This is a genomic window from Micromonospora parva (assembly GCF_000718515.1).
GTDB lineage: Bacteria > Actinomycetota > Actinomycetes > Mycobacteriales > Micromonosporaceae > Micromonospora > Micromonospora parva.
Genome location: NZ_JNZS01000022.1, coordinates 46109 through 72931, shown reverse-complemented (window position 1 = coordinate 72931; position 26823 = coordinate 46109). Strand labels below are relative to the sequence as shown.

At 71.6% G+C, this 26823-nt stretch carries 28 protein-coding genes; 17 read left to right on the top strand and 11 right to left on the bottom strand.

Translation table 11 applies throughout. From position 1 onward, the window contains the following. The first annotated feature begins 55 nt into the window (after positions 1–55). From IF22_RS0125875 to IF22_RS0125860, 4 genes are read left to right on the top strand one after another with little or no spacing between them, the layout of a single operon-like run. On the top strand, positions 56–1450 hold the full coding sequence (locus tag IF22_RS0125875; RefSeq protein ID WP_030336372.1) for an ABC transporter substrate-binding protein: 1395 nt from the start codon (positions 56–58) through the stop codon (positions 1448–1450). Beyond that, a complete protein-coding gene (locus IF22_RS0125870; RefSeq protein WP_030336370.1) occupies positions 1447–2403 on the top strand; it encodes a carbohydrate ABC transporter permease in 957 nt (318 codons plus the stop codon). Before IF22_RS0125875 ends, IF22_RS0125870 begins: the two co-directional genes overlap by 4 nt. Next, positions 2403–3269, top strand: a complete 867-nt coding sequence (locus IF22_RS0125865; protein WP_030336367.1) for a carbohydrate ABC transporter permease — start codon at positions 2403–2405, stop codon at positions 3267–3269. The genes IF22_RS0125870 and IF22_RS0125865 overlap by 1 nt, the downstream gene beginning before the upstream one ends. A gap of 54 nt (positions 3270–3323) precedes the next feature. After that, entirely contained in the window at positions 3324–3929 is a 606-nt protein-coding gene (locus IF22_RS0125860) for a class I SAM-dependent methyltransferase (RefSeq protein ID WP_030336364.1), read from the top strand. 135 nt (positions 3930–4064) lie between these two features. Here IF22_RS0125860 and eccB read toward each other — a convergent pair whose 3' ends face one another. Beyond that, positions 4065–5450 carry a type VII secretion protein EccB gene (gene eccB / locus IF22_RS0125855; RefSeq protein ID WP_030336362.1) on the bottom strand — a complete coding sequence of 462 codons (1386 nt, stop codon included), beginning with the start codon at positions 5448–5450 and terminating at the stop codon, positions 4065–4067. 129 nt (positions 5451–5579) lie between these two features. Here eccB and IF22_RS0125850 point away from each other — a divergent pair, with 129 nt between their 5' ends. Further along, entirely contained in the window at positions 5580–6299 is a 720-nt protein-coding gene (locus IF22_RS0125850; RefSeq protein WP_030336355.1) for a polyamine aminopropyltransferase, read from the top strand. Between the two features lie 161 nt (positions 6300–6460). Then, the gene (locus IF22_RS35505) at positions 6461–6637 is read left to right on the top strand and encodes a hypothetical protein (RefSeq protein WP_167337342.1); all 177 of its coding nucleotides are present in this window, start codon (positions 6461–6463) and stop codon (positions 6635–6637) included. A gap of 4 nt (positions 6638–6641) precedes the next feature. Here IF22_RS35505 and IF22_RS0125840 read toward each other — a convergent pair whose 3' ends face one another. Next, a complete protein-coding gene (locus IF22_RS0125840; protein ID WP_030336352.1) occupies positions 6642–8444 on the bottom strand; it encodes an acyl-CoA dehydrogenase in 1803 nt (600 codons plus the stop codon). Positions 8445–8592: 148 nt separating this feature from the next. Between IF22_RS0125840 and IF22_RS0125835 the strand changes: the two genes are divergently transcribed. From IF22_RS0125835 to IF22_RS0125825, 3 genes are all read left to right on the top strand, one after another. Continuing rightward, positions 8593–9015, top strand: coding sequence for an MmcQ/YjbR family DNA-binding protein (locus IF22_RS0125835; RefSeq protein WP_030336350.1), 423 nt, complete (start codon positions 8593–8595; stop codon positions 9013–9015). A 189-nt stretch (positions 9016–9204) separates the two neighbouring features. Next, positions 9205–10242, top strand: coding sequence for an L-dopachrome tautomerase-related protein (locus IF22_RS0125830; RefSeq protein ID WP_030336347.1), 1038 nt, complete (start codon positions 9205–9207; stop codon positions 10240–10242). Positions 10243–10376: 134 nt separating this feature from the next. Further along, positions 10377–11072 (top strand): alpha/beta fold hydrolase, encoded by a 696-nt coding sequence (locus IF22_RS0125825; RefSeq protein WP_030336345.1) that lies wholly within the window; start codon positions 10377–10379, stop codon positions 11070–11072. A 79-nt stretch (positions 11073–11151) separates the two neighbouring features. On the opposite strand, the gene IF22_RS0125820 is transcribed toward IF22_RS0125825, so the two are convergent. The 3 genes from IF22_RS0125820 to IF22_RS0125810 all read right to left on the bottom strand — a co-directional run bounded on the left by IF22_RS0125820 (position 11152) and on the right by IF22_RS0125810 (position 14655). Next, positions 11152–12408 (bottom strand): MFS transporter, encoded by a 1257-nt coding sequence (locus IF22_RS0125820; protein WP_030336343.1) that lies wholly within the window; start codon positions 12406–12408, stop codon positions 11152–11154. Further along, on the bottom strand, positions 12405–13001 hold the full coding sequence (locus tag IF22_RS0125815; protein ID WP_030336341.1) for an ArsR/SmtB family transcription factor: 597 nt from the start codon (positions 12999–13001) through the stop codon (positions 12405–12407). Before IF22_RS0125815 ends, IF22_RS0125820 begins: the two co-directional genes overlap by 4 nt. A gap of 61 nt (positions 13002–13062) precedes the next feature. Next, on the bottom strand, positions 13063–14655 hold the full coding sequence (locus IF22_RS0125810) for an LLM class flavin-dependent oxidoreductase (protein WP_030336338.1): 1593 nt from the start codon (positions 14653–14655) through the stop codon (positions 13063–13065). Positions 14656–14769: 114 nt separating this feature from the next. Here IF22_RS0125810 and IF22_RS0125805 point away from each other — a divergent pair, with 114 nt between their 5' ends. Next, positions 14770–15372 carry a MarR family winged helix-turn-helix transcriptional regulator gene (locus IF22_RS0125805; protein ID WP_030336334.1) on the top strand — a complete coding sequence of 201 codons (603 nt, stop codon included), beginning with the start codon at positions 14770–14772 and terminating at the stop codon, positions 15370–15372. A gap of 78 nt (positions 15373–15450) precedes the next feature. Here IF22_RS0125805 and IF22_RS0125800 read toward each other — a convergent pair whose 3' ends face one another. Together IF22_RS0125800 and IF22_RS36050 are read right to left on the bottom strand one after the other, a co-directional pair. Then, the gene (locus tag IF22_RS0125800) at positions 15451–16962 is read right to left on the bottom strand and encodes a CehA/McbA family metallohydrolase domain-containing protein (RefSeq protein WP_030336332.1); all 1512 of its coding nucleotides are present in this window, start codon (positions 16960–16962) and stop codon (positions 15451–15453) included. Positions 16963–17105: 143 nt separating this feature from the next. Continuing rightward, positions 17106–17768 (bottom strand): hypothetical protein, encoded by a 663-nt coding sequence (locus IF22_RS36050; protein ID WP_245233737.1) that lies wholly within the window; start codon positions 17766–17768, stop codon positions 17106–17108. Positions 17769–18185: 417 nt separating this feature from the next. On the opposite strand from IF22_RS36050, the gene IF22_RS34015 reads away from it, so the two are divergent. After that, complete coding sequence (locus IF22_RS34015) at positions 18186–19148, top strand: helix-turn-helix transcriptional regulator (protein WP_081884010.1); 963 nt, start codon at positions 18186–18188, stop codon at positions 19146–19148. Between the two features lie 3 nt (positions 19149–19151). Here IF22_RS34015 and IF22_RS0125785 read toward each other — a convergent pair whose 3' ends face one another. Beyond that, positions 19152–19556, bottom strand: coding sequence for a winged helix-turn-helix transcriptional regulator (locus IF22_RS0125785; RefSeq protein ID WP_030336326.1), 405 nt, complete (start codon positions 19554–19556; stop codon positions 19152–19154). Between the two features lie 86 nt (positions 19557–19642). On the opposite strand from IF22_RS0125785, the gene IF22_RS0125780 reads away from it, so the two are divergent. Together IF22_RS0125780 and IF22_RS0125775 are read left to right on the top strand one after the other, a co-directional pair. Beyond that, positions 19643–20500, top strand: a complete 858-nt coding sequence (locus IF22_RS0125780) for an SDR family oxidoreductase (RefSeq protein WP_030336324.1) — start codon at positions 19643–19645, stop codon at positions 20498–20500. 176 nt (positions 20501–20676) lie between these two features. Next, a complete protein-coding gene (locus tag IF22_RS0125775) occupies positions 20677–21138 on the top strand; it encodes a GNAT family N-acetyltransferase (RefSeq protein WP_030336323.1) in 462 nt (153 codons plus the stop codon). 5 nt (positions 21139–21143) lie between these two features. On the opposite strand, the gene IF22_RS0125770 is transcribed toward IF22_RS0125775, so the two are convergent. Continuing rightward, on the bottom strand, positions 21144–21842 hold the full coding sequence (locus tag IF22_RS0125770) for a TetR/AcrR family transcriptional regulator (RefSeq protein ID WP_030336321.1): 699 nt from the start codon (positions 21840–21842) through the stop codon (positions 21144–21146). A gap of 181 nt (positions 21843–22023) precedes the next feature. Between IF22_RS0125770 and IF22_RS0125765 the strand changes: the two genes are divergently transcribed. From IF22_RS0125765 to IF22_RS0125755, 3 genes are read left to right on the top strand one after another with little or no spacing between them, the layout of a single operon-like run. After that, positions 22024–22971: an ion transporter gene (locus IF22_RS0125765; protein ID WP_030336319.1), complete on the top strand. Its 948-nt coding sequence runs from the start codon at positions 22024–22026 to the stop codon at positions 22969–22971. A gap of 37 nt (positions 22972–23008) precedes the next feature. Beyond that, on the top strand, positions 23009–23146 hold the full coding sequence (locus IF22_RS34705; RefSeq protein WP_167337341.1) for a hypothetical protein: 138 nt from the start codon (positions 23009–23011) through the stop codon (positions 23144–23146). 18 nt (positions 23147–23164) lie between these two features. Next, positions 23165–23509, top strand: a complete 345-nt coding sequence (locus IF22_RS0125755) for a TraR/DksA family transcriptional regulator (RefSeq protein WP_030336317.1) — start codon at positions 23165–23167, stop codon at positions 23507–23509. A gap of 11 nt (positions 23510–23520) precedes the next feature. Here the strand turns inward: IF22_RS0125755 and eno are convergent, their stop codons facing one another. Then, positions 23521–24786, bottom strand: a complete 1266-nt coding sequence (gene eno, locus IF22_RS0125750) for a phosphopyruvate hydratase (protein ID WP_030336315.1) — start codon at positions 24784–24786, stop codon at positions 23521–23523. A 118-nt stretch (positions 24787–24904) separates the two neighbouring features. On the opposite strand from eno, the gene IF22_RS0125745 reads away from it, so the two are divergent. Further along, complete coding sequence (locus tag IF22_RS0125745) at positions 24905–25819, top strand: MerR family transcriptional regulator (RefSeq protein ID WP_036412304.1); 915 nt, start codon at positions 24905–24907, stop codon at positions 25817–25819. Here IF22_RS0125745 and IF22_RS0125740 read toward each other — a convergent pair. Further along, a complete protein-coding gene (locus tag IF22_RS0125740; protein ID WP_030336311.1) occupies positions 25816–26811 on the bottom strand; it encodes a ribonucleotide-diphosphate reductase subunit beta in 996 nt (331 codons plus the stop codon). The two genes, IF22_RS0125745 and IF22_RS0125740, sit on opposite strands and share 4 nt — an antisense overlap. Positions 26812–26823: the final 12 nt, after the last annotated feature.

Here is a 26823-nt window from a genome sequence, read left to right as displayed (position 1 = left end):
TTGATCAATCGAAGGTGTTGGATCCGTCATGTACCCTTCGAGAGGAGTGCCACCGATGTCAGCACCTCCGAGGCGGATACTCGCCACCACAGTGATCCTGGCACTGACCGCGTCCACCCTGCTGGCCTGCGGCGACGACGAACCGGACAGCAACAGCAAGAAGATCACCGTCTGGAGTCTGGAGGACGTGGCCGACCGGGTCACCGCCACCAAGGCGATCATCGCCGACTTCACCGCGAAGACCGGGATCCAGGTCGACCTGGTGACCGTCAACGAGGACCAGTTCCCCTCGTTGATCGCTGCAAACGCCGCCGCCGGCGACCTGCCCGACGTGGTCGGGTCGGTCTCCCTCGCCGGCATCCGTACGCTCGCCGGCAACGAGCTGCTGCACGCATCGGCGAACGCGGAGGTCGTCGACAAGCTGGGCAAGCAGACGTTCTCCCCGCGCGCGCTGGAGTTGACCTCCGACGACGGCGGACAACTCTCCGTGCCCAGCGACGGGTGGGGGCAACTGCTGGTCTACCGCAAGGACCTGTTCGCCGCGGCCGGCCTGCCCGCCCCCGACACGTACGAGCGGATCACCGCCGCCGCGGCGAGGCTGAACACCGGCGGCGTCGCCGGGATCACCGCGGCCACCGCCCCCAGCGACGTGTTCACCCAGCAGACCTTCGAGCACCTGGCGCTGGCCAACGGCTGCCAGCTCACCGACGACTCCGGCGCGGTCACCCTGGACTCACCCCAGTGCGTCGAGGCGTTCCGCTTCTACGGCGACCTGATCCGCACCAGCTCGGTGAAGGGCGCGCAGGACGTGGACACCACCCGGGCCACCTACTTCGCCGGCAAGGCGGCCATGGTCGTCTGGTCCCCGTTCATCCTCGACGAGCTGGCCGGGCTGCGTAACGACGCCAAGCCGACCTGCCCGCAGTGCCAGGCCGACCCGGGGTTCCTGGCGAAGAACAGCGGGTTCGTCACCGCGATCAAGGGACCGAACGGCACCGAACCCGCCCAGTACGGCGAGATCAGCTCCTGGGCGGTGCTGGACGGCGCGGTGACCGATCCGGCGAAGTCCTTCGTGGAGTACATGCTCAGTGACGGCTACCCGCGCTGGTTCGGCATGTCACCCGAGGGCCGTTTCCCGGTCCGCAAGGGCACCCCGGCCGAGCCGGAGGCGTACCTGACCGCCTGGAGCACCAGCCAGGCGGGCGTGGACGCGAAGAAGCCCCTCGCCGACGTGTACGGCGACGAGGTGCTTGCCACGTTGCGCCGCAGCCCGGACACCTTCGGACGGTGGGGACTCAGTCAGGGGCAGGGCAAGCTGGTCGGCGCGATGCTCGGCGAGCTGCCGGTGCCCAAGGTGCTGAGCGACCTCATCGCGGGCAAGGCCGACGCGGCGGCCACCGCCAACCGCGCCAAGAAGGACGTCGACGCCATCAAGGCGGGCGTCAATTGACCACCACCGCGCCCGGCCCCGGCCGCTCCCCCACCCGGGAGCGGCTGGCGCCACCCCGGCGCCGACCCCTGACCCTGCGCCGCCGCGAGTCCCGGGCCGGCCTCGCGCTGGTCGCGCCGACACTGCTCGTCACCATCGCGGTGATCGGCATCCCGATCGTGTGGACAGTGGTGCTCGCCTTCCAGCGGGTCCGGCTCGCCACGCTGCGCAAGACCGGCCTGTTCGGCGACTTCACCATGGACAACATCGACCGGGTGCTGCACACCCCCGGCTTCGCCGAGACGCTGTGGGTCACGCTGATCTACAGCATCGGTGGCACCGTCGGGTCGATAGTGCTCGGCCTGGTGGCCGCCCTGGTGGTCCGCCGGCCGTTCCGGGGCCGCACCCTGGTCCGGGCGTCCATGCTGCTGCCGTACGTGGCACCGGTCGTCGCGGCGACGTTCGTCTGGCAGGTGATGCTCGACCCACAGCTCGGCGTCGTCAACGCGTGGGGGCAACGCCTGCTCGGCTGGGACGCCCCGGTCCCGTTCCTCACCCAGGAGTCGACAGCGCTGGCCACGGTGATCATCTTCGAGGCGTGGCGCTACTTCCCGTTCGCGTTCCTGTTCCTGCTGGCCCGGCTCCAGGCGGTGCCCGGCGAGTTGGAGGAGGCCGCCCGCGTCGACGGGGCCACCCCCACCCAGCGGTTCCGGCACATCCTGCTGCCGCAGCTGCTGCCGGTGATCGCCCTGCTGGGCGTGCTGCGCTTCATCATGACGTTCAACAAGTTCGACGACGTCTACCTGCTCACCGGCGGTGCGGCCGGCACCGAGGTGGTCAGCGTGCGGGTGTACGAGTTCCTCACCGCCCGTACCGACATCGGGGCCGCCGCCGCGCAGGCTGTCGTGCTGGCCGTGGTGCTCATCGTGTTCGTGCTGATCTATCTGCGCTTCTTCGGACGGAGGGTGAGCTGATGGACCGGGACGTGGTCGAGACGGTGAGCCTGCGATGGCTGCGCCGCCTGGTGATCGCCGTGTTCCTGGTGATCACCGTCTTCCCCTTCTACTACATGCTGCTGCTCTCGGTGCGCCCCATCGAGCGGCTGCTGCTCGACCCCGGCGCGCTGGTGGTCGGCTTCGGTGAGCTGACAGTGGCCACGTACGCCGAGGTGTTGAAGGCCACCGACGACGGCGGCCAGGGTTTCCTCACCTTCATCCGCAACAGCGGGCTGGTCGCCGTCGCGGCGACAGTGCTCACCCTGCTGGTAGCGATCCCCGGCGCGTACGCGGTGGCCCGGCTGCGGTTCTTCGGCCGGCGGCAGGTGGACTTCCTGTTCCTGGCGGTCTACCTGTTCCCGTCGATCGTCATCGCGATCCCGCTGTTCGTGGTCTTCACCCGGGCCGGGCTGCGCGGCTCGCTGTTCGGTCTGGTGCTGGTCTACATCTCGCAGACGTTGCCGGTGTCGGTCTACATGCTGAAGAACTACTTCGAGACCATCCCGGTCAGCCTGGAGGAGTCCGCAGCCATCGACGGTGCCGGTCGGCTCGGCATCATCCGGCGCGTCAGCCTGCCCCTCGCGATGCCGTCGATCATGGCGGTGGCGCTCTACGACTTCATGATCGCCTGGAACGAGTTCCTCTTCGCGCTGCTGTTCCTGGTCGACAAGCCCAACCGGTGGACGGTGTCGCTGGGGCTGTCCCTGCTCGCCGACGGGGTGGAGGTGCCCAAGACGGTGCTGATGGCCGGGTCGGTGGTGCTCACAGTGCCCATCGTGATCCTCTTCTTCGCCAGCGAACGACTGCTCACCGAAGGGCTGACCAGCGGCGCGGAGAAGGGATGATCGTCTCGTCCGGGTCGTCCGCCCGGCCCCCACCGGCCCGGATACGGTGGCCTCATGGCCAACCCGACCCGCTGGGCGACCGACACCGGTCCCGAGCACTCACAGTGGTACATCGACCGGTTCCGCAAGCTCGCGGCCGAGGGTGAGGACCTGGCCGGCGAGGCCCGCCTGGTGGACGCCCTCGTCGCGCCCGGCTCACGGATTCTCGACGCCGGCAGCGGCACCGGCCGGGTCGGCGCCGCGCTGGCCGAGCGGGGGCACACGGTGGTCGGGGTGGACGCCGACCCCGCGTTGGTGGACGCCGCCCGCGCCGACTATCCCGGCCCGACGTGGCTGGTCGCCGACCTCGCCGAGCTGGACCTGTCGGCACTGGGTGAGGCGGAGCCGTTCGACGCGGCGGTGCTGGCCGGCAACGTGCTCGCCTTCGTCGCTGTCGGCACCGAACCGCAGGTGCTGCGCCGGGTGGCCGCGCACCTGCGACCCGACGGCGTGTTGGCGGTGGGCTTCGGCACCGAGCGCGGCTACCCGCTGACCGCGTTCGACGCCGACGCGGTGGCCGCCGGGCTGCGCGTGGAGCACCGCTTCGCCACCTGGGACCTGCGCCCGTGGCGCGACGACGCCGCGTTCGCGGTCACCGTGCTGCGCCGCCCAGCAGACTGAGCGCCTCCCCGCCTCCCCGCCTCCCCGCCTCCCCGGTGATCAAGAGGTTTGCGTCAAATTCGCGCCACATCCTGACGCAAACCTCTTGATCACCGCAGCTGTGACGGAAGGCTGCGGTGGGGGTGGGGCTGGGGGTTAGTTGGGGGTGGGGGCGGCTCGGGCGGCCGTTGGGTCGAGGGTGGCGCCGGCGGGCACCAGGCTGACCAGCCCAGCCGGCAGCCGCACCGGTCGCACGTCGCGGTAGCCGAGCATCGGCAGCACCTCCCGGTCTGCCAGCACGTACCGCCGGCCCAGGTCGGTGACCACGGAGACCGCGCCCCCGGTCGCGCCGGGCGCCGCCGCGGCCTCGACCACCGCGCCGCGGCCCGGCTCCACCACCACATGGTCGGCCAGCACCGCGCCGCCGGTCGGCGCGGTGCGCGGCACGGCCGTCAGGTCCCGCAGCGGTACGCCCCAGCGCACCTCACCCACCCCGCCGTCGTCGCCGACGCGGGTGCAGAGCGCGCCGCCGTCGGCGCTCGCGAGCCGGGGCGGGACCGGCGGCGGGGCGTTCGGACCGGTCGGGGCGAGATCGGGCACCGTGGGCAGCGCGGCGAACCGGCCCAACGTCATCGGCACCGGCGCGACCTGCCCGGTGCGGGCCAGCAACAGCCCCGCCTGCAACTCGGTGATGCCGGCCAGGCCGGCGTCGAGCGCCACCGCGTACTGCCGACCGCCACCGGAGTTGCTCACCAGGTAGACGGTGCCGATCGCGGCGCCCGGCACCCGAGAAGCCGGCTGGCCCAGCGCGGGCAGGTCGAGCGGGGCGAGATCGACGCCGGCGGGCAGCGAGTTGAGCAGTGCCGGCGCCGCCGCAACCGCCTGCGCCCGGGTGGTGGCGAGCGCCGCCAGCACCCGGCTGGGATCGCGGACGAGGTAACGCCGCTGATGCCAGACCAGGTGCAGCCCGCCGTCGGGGTGGCGCAGCAGCAGCGCGTCGTCGCCCAGCGGCCGGCCACCGTCGGGTTCGGTGCCGATCAGCAACGCGGAGCGGGGCCCCTGGGCGCCCGCACCGGCCGGGATCGTCGAGCAGACCGTCCACGCCGTGGCGGCCAGCCGGCCGGGGGCGGGCAACGAGTCGGGGGCGTCGGCGATGCCCAACGGGAGCCCGCGCGGCACCCCGTCGATCGTGCGCCGGGACACCAGCACGGTCTTCGACCGGTCCGCGCCGACGATGAGCAGCGCCGAGGCGTAGTTGAGCACCGGGTGCAGCTTCTGCTCGCGGTAGACGAACCGGGCGCCGGACTCCTTCTCCACGATCACCGCGCCCGGGTCACGCCACCCCTTGCCGCCGCCGGCGAACAGCCCGTAGAGGGCGAAACCGCCGAGCCCGATCGCCGCCACCAGGACGCTGGCCAGGCCGGCACCGGCCAGCCGCCGAAACGGCGACTGCGCGGGATCGGTCTCCCGCATGACCAGGGCGGCGACCGCCCGCTGGACGCTGAACTGGTAGGAGTGCAGCTGGTCCTGCCGCGACGGCATGAGTCCCCTCCGGTGGATCGGCCGGGCACAGGATATGCGCTGCGTCGATGTCCCGTGGACCCTGCGTGGCCGTCGGTGGCGGGGCAACCGGTACCATCCGGGGACGAATCCGGCGGCGAGAGGGCACCCGTGGGCGCGCGTTTCGAAGAGCTGGCCTGGCGGGAGACTCCGATCGGCGCGATCAGCCTGCGCCGGCGCCGGGACCCGGCACTCCAGGTCGAGGTGTACGAGGTCAAGCTCGACGACGAGTATCTGATGTCCAGCCTCTTCCCGGTCGCGGAGATCGAGCTGGCCCGGCTCGGCCTCGCCGAGGTGACCGGTGACTCGCTCGACGTGGTGGTGGGCGGTCTCGGGTTGGGCTACACCGCCTGCGCGGCGCTGGGCGACCCCCGGGTGCGCTCACTGCTCGTGGTGGAGGCGATCGAGGACGTGATCGACTGGCACCGGCGCGGGCTGCTGCCGTTCGCGGCGGGGCTCGCCGAGGACCCCCGGACCCGCTTCGTGCAGGCCGACTTCTTCGCGGCGGTCGCCGGTGACACCGGTTTCGACAGCGAGGTGCCCGGTCGACGCTTCGACGCCGTGCTGCTCGACGTCGACCACTCCCCCCGCAACGTCCTGCACCCGAGCCACGCGGCGTTCTACCCGCCGGCCGGTTTACGCCGCCTGGCCGCCCTGCTGCGGCCCGGGGGTGTCTTCGCGCTCTGGTCGGACGACCCGCCGGACGCCGAGTTCACCGCGTCGCTCACCGAGGTGTTCGTGGACGTGCGGGCGCACGTCGTGCCGTTCGCCAACCCGCTGACCGGTGGCGAGTCGGCCAACACCGTCTACGTGGCGCGCGCCGACGGCTGAGCGCCCCGGATCGACCCGCGCATCAGGACCTCAAGGTGTCGCGGCGCGCCGGGCCCACCACCGCGGGGAACCCGAGTCGATCAATCGGCATGGTGCCGTCCGGACGGGGAACGTGTACCCGGGTCGGCCGCACCAGGCGCGGCCGGTTACGGGAGGTCGACATGCGTGCACTGCTCTGGGTCGTCGGCGTGGTCGCCGGTATCCTGATCCTGCTCGGGTTGTTTCTCGAAGCGGTCCGCTGGTTGGTCATCATCGGTGTGATCGCACTGGTGATCGTGATCGTCTGGGGCGTCGTCAAGGGGCGGCAGGCCATGAACCACCAGTCCCGACGACGTTGACCGGTCAGAACCAGTCCGGCCGCATGTCGAGCGTGGTCCGGTCCCGGCTCTCCAGCAGGTCGAACTGCGGCCCCGTGCGGGGCAGCTCGACGGTGAAGAAGTAGCGGGCGGCCTGCCGCTTGCCGGCGTGGAACGCGTCGCCGGCCCCCTCCGGCGGCAGCGCCAGCACCTGCTCCAACCACATCCACGCGATCACCACGTGCCCGACGGCCTCCAGGTAGGCGCTGGCGTTGGCCAGCGCCAGCACCGGATCACCGTCGGCCCACAGTCGACCGGTGACAGCGGTGACCCGGTCCACCGCCGCCGCCAGCCGGCCCGCCAGCGCGGCGGCCTCGCCCCCGGCCTGCCGGGCCCGCTCGACCGTGTCGCCGATCGTCGCGGTCAGCAGGACGAGACCAGCGCCGCCCTGCATGGTCATCTTGCGCCCCAACAGATCCAGCGCCTGGATGCCGTGGGTGCCCTCGTGGATCGGGTTGAGCCGGTTGTCCCGGTAGTGCTGCTCCACGTCGTGGTCACGGGTGTAGCCAGCGCCGCCGAGCACCTGGATCGCCAGGTCGTTGGCGGCCAGGCACCACTGCGACGGCCAACTCTTGGTGATCGGGGTGAGCACGTCCAGCAGCAGGTGGGCACGCTCGCGGTCGGCCTCGGAAGGTGCGGTCTTCTGCTCGTCGAGCAGCCGCGCGCAGTAGAGCACCAGTGCCAGCGCCCCCTCCACGTAGCTCTTCTGGGCCAGCAGCATCCGTCGTACGTCGGGGTGGTCGATGATCGGCACCTGTGCGGTGGCCGGGTCCTTCGCGCCGACCGGCCGGCCCTGTGGCCTCTCCTTCGCGTACGCCAGGCTCTTGAGGTAGCCGGTGTAACCCAACGCGGTCGCGCCGGCCCCGACCCCGATCCGGGCCTCGTTCATCATGTGGAACATCTGCGCGAGACCCTGATGGGGCGCGCCCACCAGATGCCCGACCGCTCCGGGGCGACCGGCCGGGGTGTGCGCGCCGTCGCCGAAGCTGAGCAGGGTGTTCGTGGTGCCCCGGAACCCCATCTTGTGGTTGAGCCCCGCCAACACCACGTCGTTACGGTCGCCGAGCGACCCGTCCGGGCCGACCAGCACCTTGGGCACGATGAACAGCGAGATGCCCTTGACCCCGGGCGGCGCGCCCGGAATGCGGGCCAGCACCAGGTGGACGATGTTCTCCGCCAACTCGTGATCACCACCGGAGATCCACATCTTGGTGCCGAAGAGCCGGTACGTGCCGTCCGCCTGCGGCTCGGCGCGGGTGGTGATGTCGGCCAGTGAGCTGCCGGCGTGCGGCTCGGACAGGCACATGGTGCCGAAGAACCGACCGTCCAACATGGGCCGCACGTACGTGTCCACCTGCTCGGGACTGCCGTGCGCCAGCAGCAGGTTGGCGTTGCCCAGGGTGAGGAACGGGTACGCGGAGGTGGCCACGTTGGCGGCCTGGAACCAGGTGAAGCAGGCCGCGGCGACCGCGTGCGGCAGTTGCAGGCCACCGACGGTGGCGTCCAGCCCGGCGGTGAGCAGGCCCGTCTCGGCGAAGCTGTCCAACGCCGCCCGGACCTGCGGGATCAGCCGCACCCGCTGCCCGTCGAAGGTCGGCTCGGCGAGGTCGGCGGCCCGGTTGTGCGGGGCGAACTGCTCGGTGGCCACCCGCTCGGCGAGGTCCAGGGCGTCGTCGAAGGTCTCCCGGGAGTGCTCGGCGTAGCGGGGGCGCTCGACGAGGTCGGCCACCCGCAGCCACTCGTGCAGCAGGAAGTCGAGGTCACGGCGGGAGAGCAGGGTGGACGGCACGGCACTCCTCAGCGGGCACGGGGGGTGGGCGGGGCGACGGCCCAGTGTCGCCCCGCCCATCCTGGCCGATCGGCAGGGCCCGCACCACCGGCCCGGCCCGGGTTCGACGGGCGGGACTTGTCACACCCACCGGTTAGCGTCGTTGCCCGTGACCGCACCTGGAGACGTCCCACCCGAGGTCCTCGACCGGCTGCGGCCGATCTGCCTCGGGCTGCCGGAGACCTACGAAGAGCCCGCCTGGGTGGGCATCCGCTGGCGCATCCGCAAGCGGACCTTCGCCCACGTGCTCACCGTCGACACCGACCGTCAGCCGGTCCACGCCCGGGCTGCCGCCCTCGACCGGCCCGCCTGCCTGCTGACCTTCCGGTCGCCCCTCGACGAGATCGCCGGGCTCCTCGGCGTGGGCCACCCGTTCTACAAACCGGACTGGGCTGCGAACGTGCTGGGCATGATCGTGGACGGGGACACCGACTGGGAGGAGGTGGGTGAGTTGCTCACCGAGAGCTACTGCGTGATGGCCCCGAAGCGGCTCGCGGGCCGGGTCGGCCCGCCAGCACCGCCGACCGGCTGAGCGCCGGGCGCTGCCTGCGGGCGGCTGACCGTCGGCGGTGGTGCCCCGCAACCGGCGTGCCGTGCGATCAGCGGTGCCCTGCGACCGGCGGTTTCGGCCGGCAGGCGCCGGGGATACCGCGCCGAACGGCCGGAGCCGTCGGCACCGGCGTGAGCCGAGGACGCCGGCGGGCGGGTGAGGAGCGGGTCGATGTCGTCGCTGCCCACCGAGGAGGCTCCCCGGTTGACGTCGGTGCTGCACGAGAGCCGGGTGTGCACCGGTGTGACAACAGTGCGCGGGCGGGTGTTTCTCAGCTACCCGTCGGCGGACCGGCCCGGCGTGCAGGTGGTCGAGGCGCTGCCGGACGGCCGGCGTGAGCCGTACCCCGACGCCGCGTGGAATCGCGCCGACCAGCCGCCGGACGGGGCGTTCGTGCACGTCAACGGCTTGCGCGTCGGCCCGGACGGCCGGTTGTGGATCGTCGACTCGGGCACGCCCCAGCTCGGCTCCGCGCAGGTGCCGGGCGGCGCTCGGCTGATCGTGGTGAACCTCGACGGCGACCAGGTGGATCGGGTCTACCACCTCGACGAGGCGGTCCACCCGGACAGTTACGTCGACGATGTCCGGTTCAACGGCCCGGTGGCGTACCTCAGCGACGCCGGGGCCGCCGGCATCATCGTGCTGGACCTCGACTCGGGTCGGTCCCGGCGGGTGCTGGACGGGCATCCGAGCACGGTGGGCGGGCCGTTGGTCGCCGACGGTCGCGTGCTGCGTGACCCGGACGGTGCCGAGGTACGCCTGCACGTCGACCAGCTGGAGGTGTCGCCGGACGGTCGCTGGCTCTACTACCAGCCGGCCTCCGGCGGGATGTCCCGGATCGCCACCCGCTGGTTGGACGATCCGTCGGTGTCCGCCGACGAGCTGGCCCGGCGGGTCGAACGGTGGTGCGAGACACCCAGCACCGGTGGCACTGCCATCGACGCCACCGGCACCATCTACCTCAGCGACGTGGAACGACGACGTGTCCTCGCCCTCGCACCCGACCGCAGCGTCCGGACGCTGGTCGCCGATCCCCGGCTGGCGTGGGTGGACGCGATGTGGATCGACGCCGAGGCCCGGCTCTGGATGCCGGCGGCCCAGCTGCACCTGACCGCCGGGCTCGACGGCGGGCGGTCGGCCGTCGACTACCCGGTGCACATCTACCGGATGCCCGTCGAGGCCGGGCCGCCCCCGCGCGACCACGTCTGACTGTTCGGCGGCCCCCGGTGGCCAGCTGCGGTGGGTGCCGCCGGCGGCGGGTTCCGCCGCAGGTGTCCGCCGACCGAGGCCGGCAGAAGTCGTGAGCCGCCGACCTGTCGCAGGTCGCCGTTAGGCTCCGCGCCATGGCTGATTTCGTGTTGGTGGCGGGGGCGTGGTTGGGGTCGTGGGCGTGGGACGAGGTGGTCCCGCCGCTGCGGGCGGCCGGCCACGGCACCCACCCGCTGACCCTCTCCGGTCTCGCCGAGCGGCGGGAGGTGCCCGCCGGGCAGCAGACCCACGTGCGGGACATCGTCGACGAGATCGAGCGCCGCGACCTGCGCGACGTGGTGTTGGTCGGGCACAGTTACTCGGGCATCCCGGTGGGTCAGGCCGCCGAGCGGATCGGTGACCGGTTGACCCGGGTGGTCTTCGTCGACTCCGAGGTGCCTGTCGACGGCGGGTCGTTCGCCTCCGGTTGGTGGCAGGGCCAGGCGACCTTCGAGGCGCAGCTCGCCGACAACGGCGGGCACTGGGCTCCGCTCGGCGCTGCCGATCTCGACGGTCAGGGTCTCACCGACGGGCAGATCGCGCGCCTGGTGGAGGGGTCCACTCCACACCCGGGTGGCACGCTGACCGAGCCGGCCGTGTTGAGCCGACCACTGGGTGAGCTGCCGGCGACGTACGTGAAGTGCCTGCTCGACGGGCCAGAGCCCAACGACACGGTGGCCTCGCTGCTGACCAGCGACCACTGGCGACTCGTCACGATGGACACCGGCCACTGGCCGATGTTCTCCCAGCCCGCCGAGCTGGCCCGGGTGCTGCTGGCGGAGGTCGCCTGACCCGGTGGCGCGATCCGCGCACAGGCGCCGCCCGTTCGGGGCGCGAGCCCGGCGGCGCGACCGGGCCCCGCCCCTGTGGTCAGGCCGCCGGTTCGTCGAGGGTTCTGATCTGGCGCACCGGTGACGCGAGCAACCACAGCACGGCGAGCACGCCCCCCAGGCCGGCGATGACCATGGTGGGCCGTAGCCCGATGGTGGTGCCCAACGCGCCACCGACCAGCGCGCCGAGCGGTCGGATGCCGTAGTTGACGGCGCTGTAGGCGCCGGCCCGACGTCCTCGCGCGTCGTCGGGTGTCACGGCGGTGAGGAGGGCGTTGAGGTTCACGTCCATCAGCATCACGCCGACGCTGGAGACCAGCTCGATGGCCGCCAGCATGGCCACCTTCGCCCAGGTGGGTCCGGACACCAGAGCGGTCAGTGCCAGCGGTGCGGGAAAGAGCACCGCGCCGATCATGGCGGTGCGGCCCAGGCCGATCGCGCGCGAGATCCGTGGGGCGAGCGCCGCGCCCGCGAAGCCGCCAAGCGCGCCGAACCCGAAGGCGATGCCGATCGCGCCGGCCGACAGGCCGAGGTCACGGCTGGCGTAGAGCACCAGCAACGCGCTGGCGATGAAGGTGAAGAAGTTGACGGTGCTGGTGCAGCCGAGGGCGGCCCGCAGCACCGGGTGCCGCAGCACCAGCACCAGCCCTTCGCGGACCAGGCCGAACGTCGACGTCCGACGGGGCGGGGGCGGTGGCTCGGTCACCGGGATGCGGCTGAGCAGCATCGCGGAGCCGAGGAAGGACACCGCGTCGACGACGATCGCGACCGGGCCGCTGAGCGCCTGGACCAGCCCACCGCCGACTGCCGGGCCGGCGATGAAGGACAGCGACCGGCTCATGCTGAGCTTGCTGGTCGCGTCGACGTACGCCGAGCGCGGCACCAGGGCGACGAAGAACGCCTGACGCGCCATGGCGAAGAGCACCGCCCCGACGCCGGTGAGCAGTGCCACCAGGTAGAGCTGGGTGAGGGTGATCGCGTCGAACAGGTAGGCCACCGGCAGGCTGAGCAGCACCGCGGCGCGGATCAGGTCCGCGATGATCAGGAGTCGGCGTTTGTGGGTGCGCTGGTCCACCCAGGCACCCAGGATCAGGCCCAGCAGGTTGGGCAGCCAGATCAACGCGGTGAGGACGCTGACCTGCACGGGTGTCGCGGTGAGCAGGGTGACGGCGATCAGCGGTAGGGCCAGTTCGCTGATCCGGTCGCCGAACTGGGAGATCGTCTCGCTGATCCAGAAGGTGCGGAACCGCCGGTCGCGGTGCAGGGGCGGCGCGGTGGCGGTGGCGGTGGCGGTCATGACGCGGCCGGGTCGTCGCCGGGTTCGGGCAGCAGGTAGCGCAGCATCCGCACGGTTCGCGCGTCGGTCGGCGACGTGTCGTCGTCCTTGCGCCGCACGTACGGGGCGAGCAGTTCCTCGATGGCGGCCTCCAACTGCTGAAGCTCCTCGGGGGTGGCCACGAACCGGGTGTCGGCCACGCCGGCCACGCCGCGCCACTGCGCGTCCAGCCGGGGCTCGTCGTGCAGCAGCCACTGTTGTGGCGCCTCGGCGGCCCTGGCGAACATCTCGCCGCGGAGTTGCCGGCCGGCGGCCTGCCCCTCGGCGTCGTCGGGCAGCTCGAAGCGGAAGCCCCGGGCCGCGGCCTGCCACCAGCGCTCACGCTTGCTGGCGGTGCCCTCCGCGTCGACGACCAGGCCGAACGTGGCGAGGTGTCGCAGGTGCCAGCTGACCACCGACGGGGTGGCCCCGACGTGCGGCGAGAGCCCGGTGGCGGTGGCCGGCCCGTGCCGCTGGAGGCGGTCGAGGATGGCCAGCCGGACCGGATGGGCCAGCGCCCGGAGCGCCTGCGGTTCGGTGATCTCGAAATCCCCGTACGGATTCTTGAGAGACATGTTTCGAGAGTAGCCTCTCAGATCAGATCGGGGAACCCCCGCCGCTGCGGCGCCCCGCCGATCAGGCGATGCCCAACCGCGCCAACGGCTCGACCAACTCCCGCTCCTCGTAGCTGAGGTGCGACAGGAGAGCGTCGGTCAGCAGGTCCACCGCCGCCCGCAGCTCGGCGAGGCCGTCCGGGGACCCGACGTACGCGACCAGCGCCCGGTCGACGCCCTCCAGCACGTCGTGGATGACGTGGTGCTCCTGCTCCAACCGGTCGACCACCGGGCCGAGCCGAGGGTCGCGCGCCCGCAACCGGGGGAAGAACGACTGGTCCTCGATGGTGTGGTGGGTGGTGACGATGCGGCAGTACGACTCGCAGTAGACGCCGAGCGTCCACCGGTTCTGCCGCATGGTCATCGTGTTGATGTGGGAGCGGGCCGCGCCGGCGTCGATCTCGCCGGCCGCCACCTGGTCGATCAGGTCGTGAATCTGGGCCAGCTCGGCGCGCAGACCGTCGTGGATCTGCACGAGGTGCGCACCGGTGGCCTGCTCCTGCGGGGTGTAGGTGCGCTCCGGGTCCGGCGCGGGCCCGCTCGGCCGGGTCGACTCGTCCCACACCCGCCGCTCGCTTCGCCGCACACCGTCGTCGGGGGTCGGCACCACGGCGAACGCGCCGCCGGTCGCGGTGGCGCGGCTCCCCCGCACCGGCGCCGCGACGACCGGCTCCGGCTCCGGCTCCGGCTCCGGCTGTCCTGGCGTACGCCCCGGTGCCGCGCCCTGCTCCCGTTCGGCCGCGACCAGCTCGCGGACGGCGGGGGCGACCTCGCCGGCGAAGCGGCGCAGGTCGTCGGGGTCGTCGCTGGCCAGGATGAAGGTGCCGACGCCGTCCTCCACCGCCAGCTCGGCCAGCTCCTCGGCCCACTGCTCGGCGGGCCCGTCCAACGGGCCGCGTCCGACGGCCGAGAACTGTCCGGCGATGTTGAGCAGCCGGCGCACGTCCCGCGGTGAGCGGCCGGCCTCCCGCGCGGCGTCATCGATGATCGCGTTGCCCTTGGCCAGGTCGCCGGGCTGGAGGTAGCCCAGCGAGGGCAGCCAGCCGTCGGCCCGACGGCCGGTGAGCTGGAGCATCCGGGGCTTGTACGCGCCCAGCCAGATCGGCGTGTGGTGGGCTGGGGCGGGTCCGCGCTTGGCGCCCACCACCCGGTAGAACTCGCCGTCGACCCGCACTCCGCCGCGCGTCTCGACGTCCCAGAGCTGACGGATGACCTCGATGGCCTCCGTCAGCGCTCGCACACCCTCGCCGGGGGTCAACCGCCGGCCGCCCATCGCCACGATGGCGTCCCAGAACGCCCCCGCCCCGAGGCCGAGGCTGACCCGGCCACCGCTGAGCAGGTCCAGGCTGGCCACGCTGCGGGCGAGCACCGCGGGCGGGCGCAGTGGCAGGTTCGTCACGTTCGCCGCGAGGTGCACCCGGTGGGTGCGGGCCGCGACGAAACTCAGCAGGGTCCAGGTGTCGAGGAACGCCGGTTGGTACGGGTGGTCCTGGAAGGTGACCAGGTCCAGCCCGACCTGCTCGGCCAGGACGGCGACGCCGACCGTACGGTCCGGATCGCCTGCGCTGGGCGTGACGAAGGATCCGAAGACCAGGTCGTGGCCGTAGTCGCTCATCTGCGAGCCTCCCGATTCGCCCGACGCGTCGGCTGATGCGTCGTGACCTTAACCTTATGTCACACAGAACTTCTGCTGCCATCAAGGTCTGACTCACTGCGCTATTGTCGGGGGATGACGGGTGCCACTCACCGGCCGGGCCGGCCCGATCCGCTCGACGACGACCTGGGCTGGATGCTCGGGATCGTCTTCCGCGGCTACGTCCGCGCGGCCGAGCACGCGCTCACCGACTTCCCCGGCGGCCCTCGTGGCTACCAGCTGCTCACCGCGGCGATCAACGGGCCGGCCCGGAACCAGGGCGCGATCGCCGAGGAGATCGGCATCGACCGCACCGTCCTCACGTACCTGATCGATGACCTGGAGGGGCCCGGCTTCGTGGCCCGTCGCGCGGACCCGGCCGACCGACGCAACCGGCTGATCGAGGTCACCGACGCCGGCCGTGCCGCGTGGGAGCAGCGGCGAGCGGCACTGCGGCAGGTCGAGTCGCATCTGCTGGGGGCCCTCACGCCGCCCGAGTCGGCGACGCTGCGGTCCCTGTTGCAGAAGGTCGCCTGCTCGGCCCAGGCGGCGGACCCGCTGCGTGACCTCTGTGAGGTGGTGACCGAGGTGCACCCCGAGCCGGCGTCGCCCACTGCCCGCCGGACCGGTGCCGCGGCGGCGCGAAGCGGACGAGCCGCCTCCCCCCGAACCCGCCGAAGCACCGGCTCGGACAGCTGACCGACGGGCCGCCCGGCACCGCCCGACGTCCTTTGTCGAGCGGTGCCGAGTGACCCGCGGTGTCGTCAACCCGCCCGGTCAGCGCACGTGCACGAACACCGGGTTCGAGTAGAACCACAGGTCGTCCCACGGGCTCTCCAGGCCGTCGGCGAGCGGCTCGGCCTCGTCCGTGCTGGTGCCACGCACCCGCGCGTAGGTGTCCGCCTCGACGTTGCGCAGGGTGTGCCGGATGACGTAGCTGTCGCCCTGCCGACGCCAGTCGCGCGGGCCGAACCGGGCCACCACCTTGGTGGTGGGGTTGGTGTCGGCGTCCAGGCTGGCGCTCGGGCCGGTGATCTGGCCGACGATCAGGTCGACCCGGCGGACCTCGGGCCGGTCGCCGTTCGCGTTCACCCCACCCAGCGGGCGGAAGGTGATCTCGATGTCGACGTCGGTACGGCTCCGACGGCTCACCGTGATCGTCTCGCCCACCTCGGCGGTCTTGCCCTGGGACGTGGCGGTGACGTCGAGGCTGCGGATCAGGTCACCGGTGGTGACCCAGATCCGGCCGTTGCGCAGGCCGTCCATGATGTCGCCGTAGTCCTGGCGGGCGTGCACGTAGGTCTTGCTGTACTCCCCCGGCCAGAAGTCGGACCCACCACGGGTCCAGTGCACGTGCGAGTCCGAGGTGGCGGTGATCCACCAGCGCCGGCCCTCGCCGAGCAGTGAGTCCCACAGCCCACCGACCCGGGCGGTCATCTGGTCGAAGCCGCCGTAGGTGGGGTGGTTGCCGTACCCGCCGCGCGCCCCGCCATTGAGCGGGCCGGCCTGGTGCCCGGGTGCGCCCTCGAAGCCGATGTAGACGTCCGGCGCGGCGTTGTTGCCGTTGCGGAACTCGCGCGGGGTGTCCTGGCCGTAGACGCCGAGGCCCGGCGCCGAACGGGACGCGTGGTGGGCGATCACCAGCGGCTTGTGCGGCATGCCCCGGGCGACCTTGAGGAACTCCACCATCTTCGCCTCGGTGTCCCGGGTCGGGTCGGTGGGGAACGCGTCGTACTTGGCGAACCGGCTCTCCAACTCGAAGAGCTGCTTCGCCTCGTCGTCGTGGCGCGGGATCATCAGCGTGTGGTGGTCCAGCGAGGGCGCGTCGAACTCCATGCCCCAGAACTGGAGCACCTCGGGGACGAGCTTGCGGGAACGCAGCAGGTCGGGATACGCCTGCTCGATGTTCACCTTTGAGTGGGTCGGTCCACCGTGGTCGGTGCACATCGCCCAGGTCAGGCCGAAGTTCTTCGCCATGATGGCGTTGGTGACGATCGGGTAGACCGCGTCCGCGCCCTTGTGGAAGACGATCGGGGACTTCGTGGTGTCGAACTCGCCGCTGTACTCGGAGTGGATGTGGTGGTCGCCCGCGCGCCACGCCCGGTTCCTGGAGTTGCCCCGGTCGGCCTTGTCGTCGTCGCCCGGCCGGCGGTCCTCCTCGGCCCACGCCGCGCTGGCACCGACCAGGGGACTGGCCGCGGCCAGCGTCGCGCCGACGCCCGCGTACTTGACCAGCTTGCGCCGGGACAGCTGCGGGTGCTCGGTCTCTTCGGAATGCCTGTCTGACACGTGTTGCCTCTCCTCGATCAAGAGAATGCTCTTTCGATCAAGGAGCCTTGAAGAGGCCGGTGAACACCCGCCGTACGCAGCCGGTGCTCACGATGAACACCCTGCTCCGACCGGTGGGGAGCCGGGCGGTGGCAGCGGGCCGGTCAGATCCGGGCGCGCGGCAACCAGCCGAGGAACCGGTGCCGGACCCGAGGCAGCGGCAGCGTGGGCAGGTCCTCGGCGGCGGCGACAAGGCAGGAGCCGAGGTAGACCGCGAGGGAGGCGCGCGCTCCACCGAACTCGGCGAGCAGTTGGCTCTGCTTGGTGGCGCAGGGCCACTCGCGGCCGCAGCCGGTGCAGGTCCAGCTCGGCGGGTTGGGGAGGTGCTCCGGCAGCTTGGCGCGGCGGTACCGACCGACGACACTGTTGTCCGAACGCACGTCGCGCCGCCGCATCGCGGGACCCTCGTTGCGGTGGGCTGGCGGACGGGCGCCGGGCAGGTAGCGCCCGACGGTGCCGAAGAGCACGCCGACGCGAATCAGGGCGTCCGGTCCGACCTGCTGGGTCAGCAACGCGGTCATCAGGTAGTGCCCCAGCAGGTCGAAGGCGTCACGGTTCAGGCCCAGGTCGCGGCAGAGGTCGACGAAGTCCGGCGTGGTCAGCGGCACCCGGTCGTCGAGTGCGCGGCGCAGCACCGCGCGCAGCCCACCCCCGAGCCGCTCCAGCGCGTCCCCCTCGCCCAGGCCCAGGCTGTCCTCGTCCGCCACCCGGGCCAGCGCCTCGCCCACGGCCAGCCGAACGACGCGGTCAGGATCAGTACTGTCCAACGCTTCCCCCCTTCGTGGGCCGGTCTCCCGGCGGTGCCACGATCATCCTCCGACGAATCATGAACAAGATTTCGCTGTCGGCCGCGAGGGTGGCTAGGACAGCAGACGTAGAACCGTTCGACGGGCTAGCCGGAAAACGAAGTCGAGCTGCCGACACACCGAGGTGATTGGCGGGACGGCGAGCGAGTGATTGTCGTATGGTGACATTCCCATCCACGGATATTGCATCCCAGCGTCACGAATCGTCAGACCAGATCCGACGCCCTCAACCGGTCGCTGCCGTCCCGCTCGCGACGTTCCACCGCACCGCCGGCCACCGACGTGCCGGGTCACCGCCGCGCACCCCGGCACGTCCCGATCCTGCCGTCGACACGCGTTCCACCACCCGGCGGCACCTTCACCGGACGGAGACAGCGGATGACGTCATCGCCAGTGCAGACCCACCGGTTCGACAGCAGTGACCCGTCGGCCATCCAGGAATTCCTGTCCGCCACCTACGACCCGAAGCTGCGCATTCAGAGCCGGAACGGATACCGGCTCACCCACCAGCGCGTCGACACCGCTCCCTTCGCCCTCGCGACCACCCGACAGACCGGGCACCTCGAAATCGATGCCAGCGCCCTCGGCGGGCTGGTCATCGGTCGCGCCAACACCGCGCGCGGCAGTCGCTCCTGCGCGGGATCGACCCACCGGTTCGGCCCCGGCGAGGTCTTCCTCGTCACCAGGCCGGACGAGCCGTGCACAGTCCAGTGGCATCCCGGTGAGGTGGAGCTGTGCGTACTGGATCTGTCGGTGCTGGCGCAGGTGGCCACCACCGCGCCGGCCCGCCGGCCCGGTCGGATCGAGTTCACCGAGCTGGGTGCCGCCGGTACGGCCCTCGCCCGGCAGTGGCGCAACACCACGAGCTTCGTCCGCGACGTCGTGTTGAACAGCCCAGCCGACGGGGCGCAATCGCTGGTGATCGGCAACGCCGCCCGGATGCTGGCGGCGGCGGCGCTCGCGGTCTTCCCCAACACCGCGTTCACCGAGCCGACCGCCGCGGACCGGAACGACGCCACCACCGCCACGCTGCGCCGGGCCATCGCGTTTCTGGAGGAGCACGCCGATCGGGACATCAGCGCGGTCGACATCGCCGGTGCGGCCGGCGTCTCCCTGCGGGCGGTGCAACTCGCCTTCCGCCGTCATCTCGGCACCACCCCCATGGCCTACCTGCGTCGGATCCGGCTCGTTCGGGCACACCACGACCTGGTACGCGCCGACCCGCGCCAGGAGACGGTCTCGGCGATCGCCAGCCGGTGGGGGTTCGCCAGCCACAGCAGGTTCACCGCGCGGTACCACGCCAGCTACGGCGTGCCGCCGCGCGAGACGCTGAACACCTGAGAGTCAGCCTCGGTCGCGGTCGTTTCTGTCGCGGGCGGTCTGCAACTCGGGCACCGAGGCCTCCAGCAGGTCGGCGAGGCCACGAAGTTGCTCGGCGACCCGGGCACCGAGGGGGGTCAACGAGTATTCGACCCGCGGTGGGATCGCGGTGAGCACCTCGCGGGTGAGCATTCCGTCGCGTTCGAGGGTCTGCAGGGTCTGGGAGAGCATCCGCTCGCTGACCCCGTCGATGCGTCGCCGCAGCGCGTTGAACCGGTAGCGGCCCTCGCCGAGCGCCAACAGGGCCAGCGAGGCCCACTTCGAGGTGACGTCCTCGAAGGCGGCACGGGAGGTGCAGCCCCGCGCGAAGACATCGCTGACGAATTCCTGGGTAGGCCCCGCCGGGTCCTGGGCCGGCCTGTCGCTCACCTCACCAGCCTAACCTACGCTTACCTATGATAAGTGCTATAGATTAGTAAGTGCTTGCAGGTAAGCCACCAGCCTCGGAGGTTCGCATGCCCACCTACGCCGTCACCGGCGCCACCGGCCGACTGGGCCGCCTGGTGATCGAGCAACTGCTCGACAGCCGCGTACCCGCCGCCGAGATCGCCGCCATCGTCCGCAGCCCGGAGAAGGCCGCCGCTCTGGCCGCGCGGGGCGTCGAGATCCGCACTGCCAACTACGACGACCCGTCGACGCTGCCCGGCGCCGTGGCCGGCGTACGCCGTCTGCTGCTCATCTCCGGCGACGCTCCCGGTCAGCGCGTCGCGCAGCACACGGCGGTCATCGACGCGGCCAAGCTCGCCGGTGTGGAGCGTCTCGTCTACACCAGCATCCTGAAGGCCGACACCACAGCGAACCCGCTCGCCCCGGAGCACAAGGCCACCGAGGAGGTCCTCGCCGCGTCCGGGCTGACCTACACAGTGCTGCGCAACGGCTGGTACACCGAGAACTACACCGACCAGCTGCCGCAGTACCTGGGCTCCGGCACGATCCTCGGCGCCAGCGGCGGCAGCAAGATCTCCGCCGCGACCCGGGCCGACTACGCGGGGGCCGCCGTGGCGGCGCTGACCGGGGAGCAGGACGGCAACGCCGTCTACGAACTGGGCGGTGCCGCGTTCACGTTCGACGAACTGGCCGACGCCGTCACCGAGGTGACCGGCACCACCGTCGTGCACCAGGACATGTCCGCGGCCGAGCTGGCCTCGGCCCTGGAGAACGTCGGCCTGGACGCCGGCACCGCCGGGTTCGTCGCCGCGCTCGACCAGTCGATCGCCGACGGCGAGTTGGCGACCGACAGCGACGACCTCAGCCGGCTACTCGGCCGGCCGAGCACTCCGCTGCGCGACGCCATCCGGGCCGCGCGGGGCTGACGGGGTTCAGCAGCGAGGAGGGCGGCGGGGCCCGGTCGCCGTCGCCACCCGGGCAGCTGCTGCCCGGGTATCCTCGGCGGCATGCTCAGGCACGTCAATGACCGGGTCCGCCGACACGCCGGGTCGCCACGCCGGGATCCCGCGCTGTCCAACCTGGACCGTTGTGGGTCGGTCCGGTGAGCGGCGACGTCGTCGTCCGCGCCGCCGTCGAGCAGGACGACCCCGAGCGGGTCTTCGACGTGCTGTGGCAGCTCGCCCCCGGCGACCCGCGGCCGGACTCCTCCCGGCTGGCCAGCGCCTGGCGCGACCTGCACGCGCAGGCTGGCCGCCGCCTCCTGCTGGCCGTCGCCGGGGACACCTTCGTGGGGACCCTGGACACCCTCGTCGCCCCCAACCTCACCCACGGCGCGCGACCGTACATGGTGGTGGAGAACGTGGTGGTCGCGCCCGGATGGCGCCGTCGTGGCGTCGCCCGGGCCCTCGTGCTGGCGGCGCTCGACGACGCGACGGCGGCCGGCTGCTACAAGGTCCAACTGGTGTCGAACGCCGCGCGCACCGACGCCCACCAGTTCTACGCGTCAGTCGGTTTCACGCAGTCCGCCCTCGGCTACCGCCGGTACCTCACCACCGCTGCGTGACCCGGTCACCCCGCCTCGGTCGGCTCGGCGAGCAGCAGGCCGGTCAGCAGACCGCGCAGGGTCCGCTCGACGAGGTCCGCCCGGGGCGTCGGCCCGGAGGGCTGACCGAACGCCGCGACCAGGTGCGGGTACGCCGCCAGGTCCACCCCGGCGAAGCTGAACGCCCCGGCGGCGGACTCCTGACGGGCGAAGAGGCTGGCCACGCCGGTCATCATCGCGATGGCCTCGAACTTGGCGGCCACCGGGCAGCGCACGGGTTCCAGGACTTCGATGCAGTTGTCGAACCAGGCCAGGGTCTCCGGGCCGATGCCGGACGGCCGGTGGAACACGTCGAGCAACCACGGATGGGCGCCGAACAGCGCCAACTGCCGGCGGCCCAACAGCACCATCGTCGCCAGCCAGTCGCCCTCCACCCGCGGGTACGGGCGCAACTCCCGCACCGCCCGGTCGGTCATCAGGTCCAGCAGGTCGTCGCGGGACGACAGGTAGCGGTAGAGGGAGCCGGCGCCGGTGCCGAGCGCGGCGGCCACGGCGCGCATCGACACCGCGGCCAGCCCTTCGGCGTCGGCCAGCGCGATGGCGGCGGCGACGATGCTGTCCCGGCTGCGCGCCGGAGCGGGGCCACGGCTGCCCCGTTCGGGCCTGCTCCAGATCGGCTGCCGGTCGGGGTCGCCGTCGCCGACGCGCGGCGGTACGTCACTCACCGATCCACACTAAACGGCAATCGCCGTTCGCCAGTCGGGTCGTCGCCGCGAGGCGGCGTGGTCGACCACTGTCATTGATCTTGGCTAGGCTGGTGGGCATGCCCGCACACCATCGGCACCGCCATGACGACGGCCGGAGGTGGGCCACCTGCTCGGCGCGCCCGATCGAGCCGGCCACCTGGTGAGCGACGCACCCGTGCCCGCCCCACGGGGTGGACCGGCCACCCCACAGCGGCACCAGCCGGGTTGGGCCGACCGTTGCGACCGACTCGCCCGGTCCCGCCCCTTCGAGATCGCCATCGTCGTGGTCATCCTCGCCAACGGCATCGTTCTCGGCCTGGAGACCTACGACAACCTGAGCCCGGCGGGCGCCGCGCTGCACTGGCTGGAGGTGCTCTTCCGGGCCGTCTTCGTCGTCGAGATCGCCATCCGGCTGGCCGCGTACGGCAAGCGCCCGCAGGACTTCTTCCGGCACGGCTGGAACGTCTTCGACTTCGTGGTGATCGCCGCGATCTTCATCCCGGGCCTGCACGGCGACCCGGCGCTGCTGCGGGTCGTGCGGGTCGCCCGCATGGTCCGCCTGGTGCGGTTCTCGCCGGGCCTGCGGACCATCGTCTCCGCGCTGTGGCGCAGCCTGCCGGGTGTCACCGGGTTCCTGGCCCTGGCCGTGGTGACGCTCTACGTGTACGGCATGGCCGGCTGGCTGATCTTCGGCAACCGGTATCCGGAGGAGTACGGCGACATCGGCCGATCGCTGCTGACGTTGTTCGTGCTGTTGTCGCTGGAGACGCTTCCGGACCTCATCGAGCAGGGCATGGCGATCTCACCATGGACGCTGCTCTACTACGTCAGCTACGTGGTCATCACCGTCAACCTGCTGCTCAACATCCTCATCGCGGTCATCGTCAACTCGATGGAGGAGGCCCGCCGGTTGGAGATGACCGAGCGACTGGCGCCCGGGTACGACGAGGACGGCGACGGCGTACCGGACGAGGTGGACCGGATCGCGCTCACCCAACGGCTGGACGACCTACGGGCGGTCATCACCGAATTGGAACGTGAGCTGCGCATCGACCGGGACGACGGGCACAGCCGACCGCACCGGGACAACGCCCGCACCGGACGGTGATCCGACGCTCGCGGCGGGTGGGTGGCGTCCGGACGACGTGTCCGCCGGCTTCGACCGGGTGCGGGGTCTGCAACACGCCATGGACCAGGGCCGCCAGCGCCGCCTCGTCCGGCTGGGTTTCCGGCCCGACGAGGCGGCGGCGCTCTCCGCGCTGCACACCCGCAACGTCATGTAGCAGTACCGTGGAACGGCGATGACCAGTGACCCGCGTGAGGAACTGCAACGGCTGCGCGCGCAGACCGAGGCTCAGGCCACCGCCCTGGAGGGCGACCTGCGGAGCCTCTTCGAGGCGTCCCGGTCGTCCAACGCCGACGACGAACACGACCCCGAGGGCACCACGATCGCCTTCGAACGCGCGCAGCTCATCGCCGTCCTGGACGCCACCCGCCGACGCCTGGCCGAGCTGGACGTCGCGCTGCGACGGGTGGACGACGGCAGCTACGGGGTGTGCGAACGGTGTCTGCGTCCCATTCCCGCCGAGCGTCTCGCCGCCCGCCCGTCAGCGCGTACCTGTGTGGTGTGCGCCAGTCGACGGTAGTCGCACCGCCGTCAGCGGCCACCGGCGTAGCGGGCGCGCTCGCCGAGCTCCTCCTCGATGCGGATGAGCTGGTTGTACTTGGCGGTGCGGTCCGAGCGCGACAGGGAACCGGTCTTGATCTGCCCGCAACCGACGCCGACGGCCAGGTCGGCGATGGTGGTGTCCTCGGTCTCGCCGGAGCGGTGCGACATCACCACCCGGTACCCGGCCTTGTGGGCGGCGTCCACCGTCGCCAGGGTCTCGGTGAGCGTGCCGATCTGGTTGACCTTGACCAGGATCGCGTTGGCGTAACCGCCGTCGATCCCGTCGCGCAGCCGGTCGACGTCGGTGCAGAACACGTCGTCGCCGACCAACTGCACGCGCTCCCCCGCCGCCGCCGTCAGCCGCTTCCAGCCGGTGATGTCGTCCTCGGCCATCGGGTCCTCGATCGAGCTGATCGGGTACCGGGAGACCAGGTCGAGCAGGTAGTCGATGTGCTCCTCGACGGTGCGCCGGCGTCCCTCGCCGACGTAGTCGTAGACGCCGTCGTGGAAGAACTCCGAGCTGGCCGGGTCGAGGCAGATCCGCACGTCGGCGCCAGGCTGGTAACCGGTGTCCTCGATGGCGTGCAGCACGAACCGCAGTGCCTCGTCGGCGTCCGTGACGTTCGGCGCGAAGCCGCCCTCGTCACCGACGTTGGTGCTGTGCCCGGCCGCGGCCAGGGAGGCCTTCAGCGTGTGGAAGACCTCCGAGCCCATCCGGACCGCCTCGGCGAAGGTCTGCGCGCCGACCGGGGCGATCATGAACTCCTGGAAGTCGAGCGGATTGTCGGCATGGGCGCCGCCGTTGATGATGTTCATCATCGGCACCGGGAGCAGGCGGGCGCCGACGCCACCGACGTAGCGGTACAGAGGCTGCCGGTGGGCCGACGCCGCCGCCTTCGCGGTCGCCAGGGACACCGCCAGGATCGCGTTGGCACCCAGTCGACCCTTGTCCTTGGAACCGTCGAGGTCGATCATCGTCTCGTCGATCAGGGCCTGGTCCTCCGCGTCGAGCCCGAGCACCGCGTCGGCGATCTCGCCGTTGACCGCGGCGACGGCACTGCCGACCCCCTTGCCGTGAAAACGCGTCCGGTCCCCGTCGCGCAGCTCGACCGCCTCGTTCGCCCCCGTCGACGCTCCGGACGGCACGGCCGCCCGACCGGTCGACCCGTCGGCGAGGACCACGTCGGCCTCCACTGTCGGGTTGCCCCTGCTGTCGAGGATCTGCCGAGCCCGCACCCGACTGATTGCCGTCATCACACACTCCCTGCTCAAGCTGCCTGTTCGCAGCCAGACTGGCAGGAAACGGCGGCTCTGACACCGCGACGATGGACACGTTGACCCGTACCCCGGGGTGCGGGTTTAAGGTCGCGGGATGCGGGTGGGTGAGTTGGCACGGCGGACCGGAACCACGGTCCGGGCACTGCGGTACTACGAGTCGGCCGGCCTGGTCGTGCCCCGGCGGCTGAGTAACGGCTACCGGGAGTACGACCCGATCGCCGTACGGCTGGTGGCCCAGATCCGCGAGCTGATGGCGCTCGGCCTGACCGTGGAGGAGACCCGCCCGTTCGTCGAGTCGATCGCCGGTGGTGCCGACGACACCGACGTGTGCGCGGCGGCGGTGGCCACCTACCGCAGCACCATCGGCAACCTGCAGGAACGGATCGGCAGGTTGACCGCCCAGCGGGACGCGCTGGACGCCCGCCTGGACGCCGCCGCGACCCAGGTCGTACCCGGCAGTCGCGCCGAGGGCGCCGACCCCACCGCGCTGGTCGGCGTCAGACTGCCACCGCTGTCCTTCTACGGCACCGACGGCCGCCCGGTCGATCTCGGCGCGCTCGGCGCCGGGCGCAGCGTCATCTTCGTCTACCCACTGACCGGGCGGCCCGGCGTCGACCTGCCCAACGGGCTGCTGGAGATCCACGGTGCCCGCGGCAGCACCGAGCAGGCCGCCTGGTTCCGCGACCACCACGCGGAACTCCGCGCGGCCGGCGCCGCCCGGGTGTACGGCCTGTCCGCGCAGTCGACCGGCTACCAGCGGGAACTCGCGCACCGGCTGCGGCTGCCCTACCCGCTGATCCCCGACCCGAGGCTGACCCTGGCCGCCGCGCTGCGCCTGCCGACCCGTACCGCTGGCGACATGACACTCTACGAGCGGCTGACGTTGATCATTGCCGACGGCGTTGTCGAACACGTCTTCCACCCGATCCAGGACCCGGCGTCGCACCCCCTGCACGTGATGCGGTGGCTCACCAAGCGACGCCAGGCCCCCGGATCGGTTGCCGCCTAAAAATCGTCGTCGAAGGCGACGGCGCCGCTCACCCCGACCTGGTACGCCGACACCCGCCGCTCGAAGAAGTTGGACAGCTCCTGCACGTCCTGCAACTCCATGAACCCGAACGGGTTGCTCGACCCGTAGTGCGCCGGGATGCCGAGCTGGGCGAGGCGGCGGTCGGCGACGTGCTGGAGATACTCCCGCATGTCGACCAGGGTCAGACCGGGCACGCCGCGACCCAACAGGTCCTCGGCGAACTGCACCTCACACTCGACGGCCTCGGTGAGCATCTGCCGGACCTGGTCGGCGAGGTCGTCGTCGAACAGGTCCGGCTCCTCGGCACGGACGGTGTCGACGACGTCGAACGCGAACGCCATGTGCATGGACTCGTCGCGGAACACCCAGTTGGTGCCGGAGGCGAGGCCGTGCAACAGGCCGCGCGAGCGCAGGAAGTAGACGTAGGCGAACGCGCCGTAGAAGAACAACCCTTCGATGCAGGCGGCGAAGCAGATCAGGTTCAGCAGGAACGTCCGCCGGTCGTCGCGGGTCCGCAGCTCCCGCAGGTCGCCCAGCGAGTCGATCCAGCGGAAGCAGAACTCGGCCTTGCGCCGGATCGAGGGGATGTTCTCGATGGCCGCGAAGGCCTCGAAGCGCTCCGTCTCGTCGGGCACGTACGTGTCGAGCAGGTTGAGGTAGAACTGGACGTGCACCGCCTCCTCGAACAGCTGCCGGGACAGGTAGAGGCGGCCCTCGGGGCTGTTGACGTGCTGGTAGAGGTTGAGCACCAGGTTGTTGGCGACGATCGTGTCGCCGGTGGCGAAGAACGCCACCAGGCGGCTGACCAGGTGCCGTTCGGCCGGCGACAGTTTGTCCAGGTCGGCGAGGTCGGCGTGCAGGTCGACCTCCTCCACGGTCCAGGTGTTGCGGATGGCGTCGCGGAACCGGTCGAAGAAGTGCGGGTAGCGCATCGGGCGCAGGGTGAGGTCCATCCCGGGGTCGAGCAGCATGTGCGTGGTCCT

What these genes read in the sequence shown, in the direction of transcription:
- IF22_RS0125830 (WP_030336347.1), top strand. Translation starts at nt 9,205, where the DNA reads ATGTCGTCGCTGCCCACCGAGGAGGCTCCCCGGTTGACGTCGGTGCTG.
- eccB (WP_030336362.1), bottom strand. Translation starts at nt 5,450, where the DNA reads ATGCCGTCGCGGCAGGACCAGCTGCACTCCTACCAGTTCAGCGTCCAG.
- IF22_RS0125825 (WP_030336345.1), top strand. Translation starts at nt 10,377, where the DNA reads ATGGCTGATTTCGTGTTGGTGGCGGGGGCGTGGTTGGGGTCGTGGGCG.
- IF22_RS0125740 (WP_030336311.1), bottom strand. Translation starts at nt 26,811, where the DNA reads ATGCTGCTCGACCCCGGGATGGACCTCACCCTGCGCCCGATGCGCTAC.
- IF22_RS35505 (WP_167337342.1), top strand. Translation starts at nt 6,461, where the DNA reads ATGCGTGCACTGCTCTGGGTCGTCGGCGTGGTCGCCGGTATCCTGATC.
- IF22_RS0125875 (WP_030336372.1), top strand. Translation starts at nt 56, where the DNA reads ATGTCAGCACCTCCGAGGCGGATACTCGCCACCACAGTGATCCTGGCA.
- IF22_RS0125810 (WP_030336338.1), bottom strand. Translation starts at nt 14,655, where the DNA reads ATGAGCGACTACGGCCACGACCTGGTCTTCGGATCCTTCGTCACGCCC.
- IF22_RS0125815 (WP_030336341.1), bottom strand. Translation starts at nt 13,001, where the DNA reads ATGTCTCTCAAGAATCCGTACGGGGATTTCGAGATCACCGAACCGCAG.
- IF22_RS0125860 (WP_030336364.1), top strand. Translation starts at nt 3,324, where the DNA reads ATGGCCAACCCGACCCGCTGGGCGACCGACACCGGTCCCGAGCACTCA.
- IF22_RS0125820 (WP_030336343.1), bottom strand. Translation starts at nt 12,408, where the DNA reads ATGACCGCCACCGCCACCGCCACCGCGCCGCCCCTGCACCGCGACCGG.
- IF22_RS0125745 (WP_036412304.1), top strand. Translation starts at nt 24,905, where the DNA reads ATGCGGGTGGGTGAGTTGGCACGGCGGACCGGAACCACGGTCCGGGCA.
- IF22_RS0125755 (WP_030336317.1), top strand. Translation starts at nt 23,165, where the DNA reads ATGACCAGTGACCCGCGTGAGGAACTGCAACGGCTGCGCGCGCAGACC.
- IF22_RS0125805 (WP_030336334.1), top strand. Translation starts at nt 14,770, where the DNA reads ATGACGGGTGCCACTCACCGGCCGGGCCGGCCCGATCCGCTCGACGAC.
- IF22_RS0125865 (WP_030336367.1), top strand. Translation starts at nt 2,403, where the DNA reads ATGGACCGGGACGTGGTCGAGACGGTGAGCCTGCGATGGCTGCGCCGC.
- IF22_RS34015 (WP_081884010.1), top strand. Translation starts at nt 18,186, where the DNA reads ATGACGTCATCGCCAGTGCAGACCCACCGGTTCGACAGCAGTGACCCG.
- IF22_RS0125780 (WP_030336324.1), top strand. Translation starts at nt 19,643, where the DNA reads ATGCCCACCTACGCCGTCACCGGCGCCACCGGCCGACTGGGCCGCCTG.
- eno (WP_030336315.1), bottom strand. Translation starts at nt 24,786, where the DNA reads ATGACGGCAATCAGTCGGGTGCGGGCTCGGCAGATCCTCGACAGCAGG.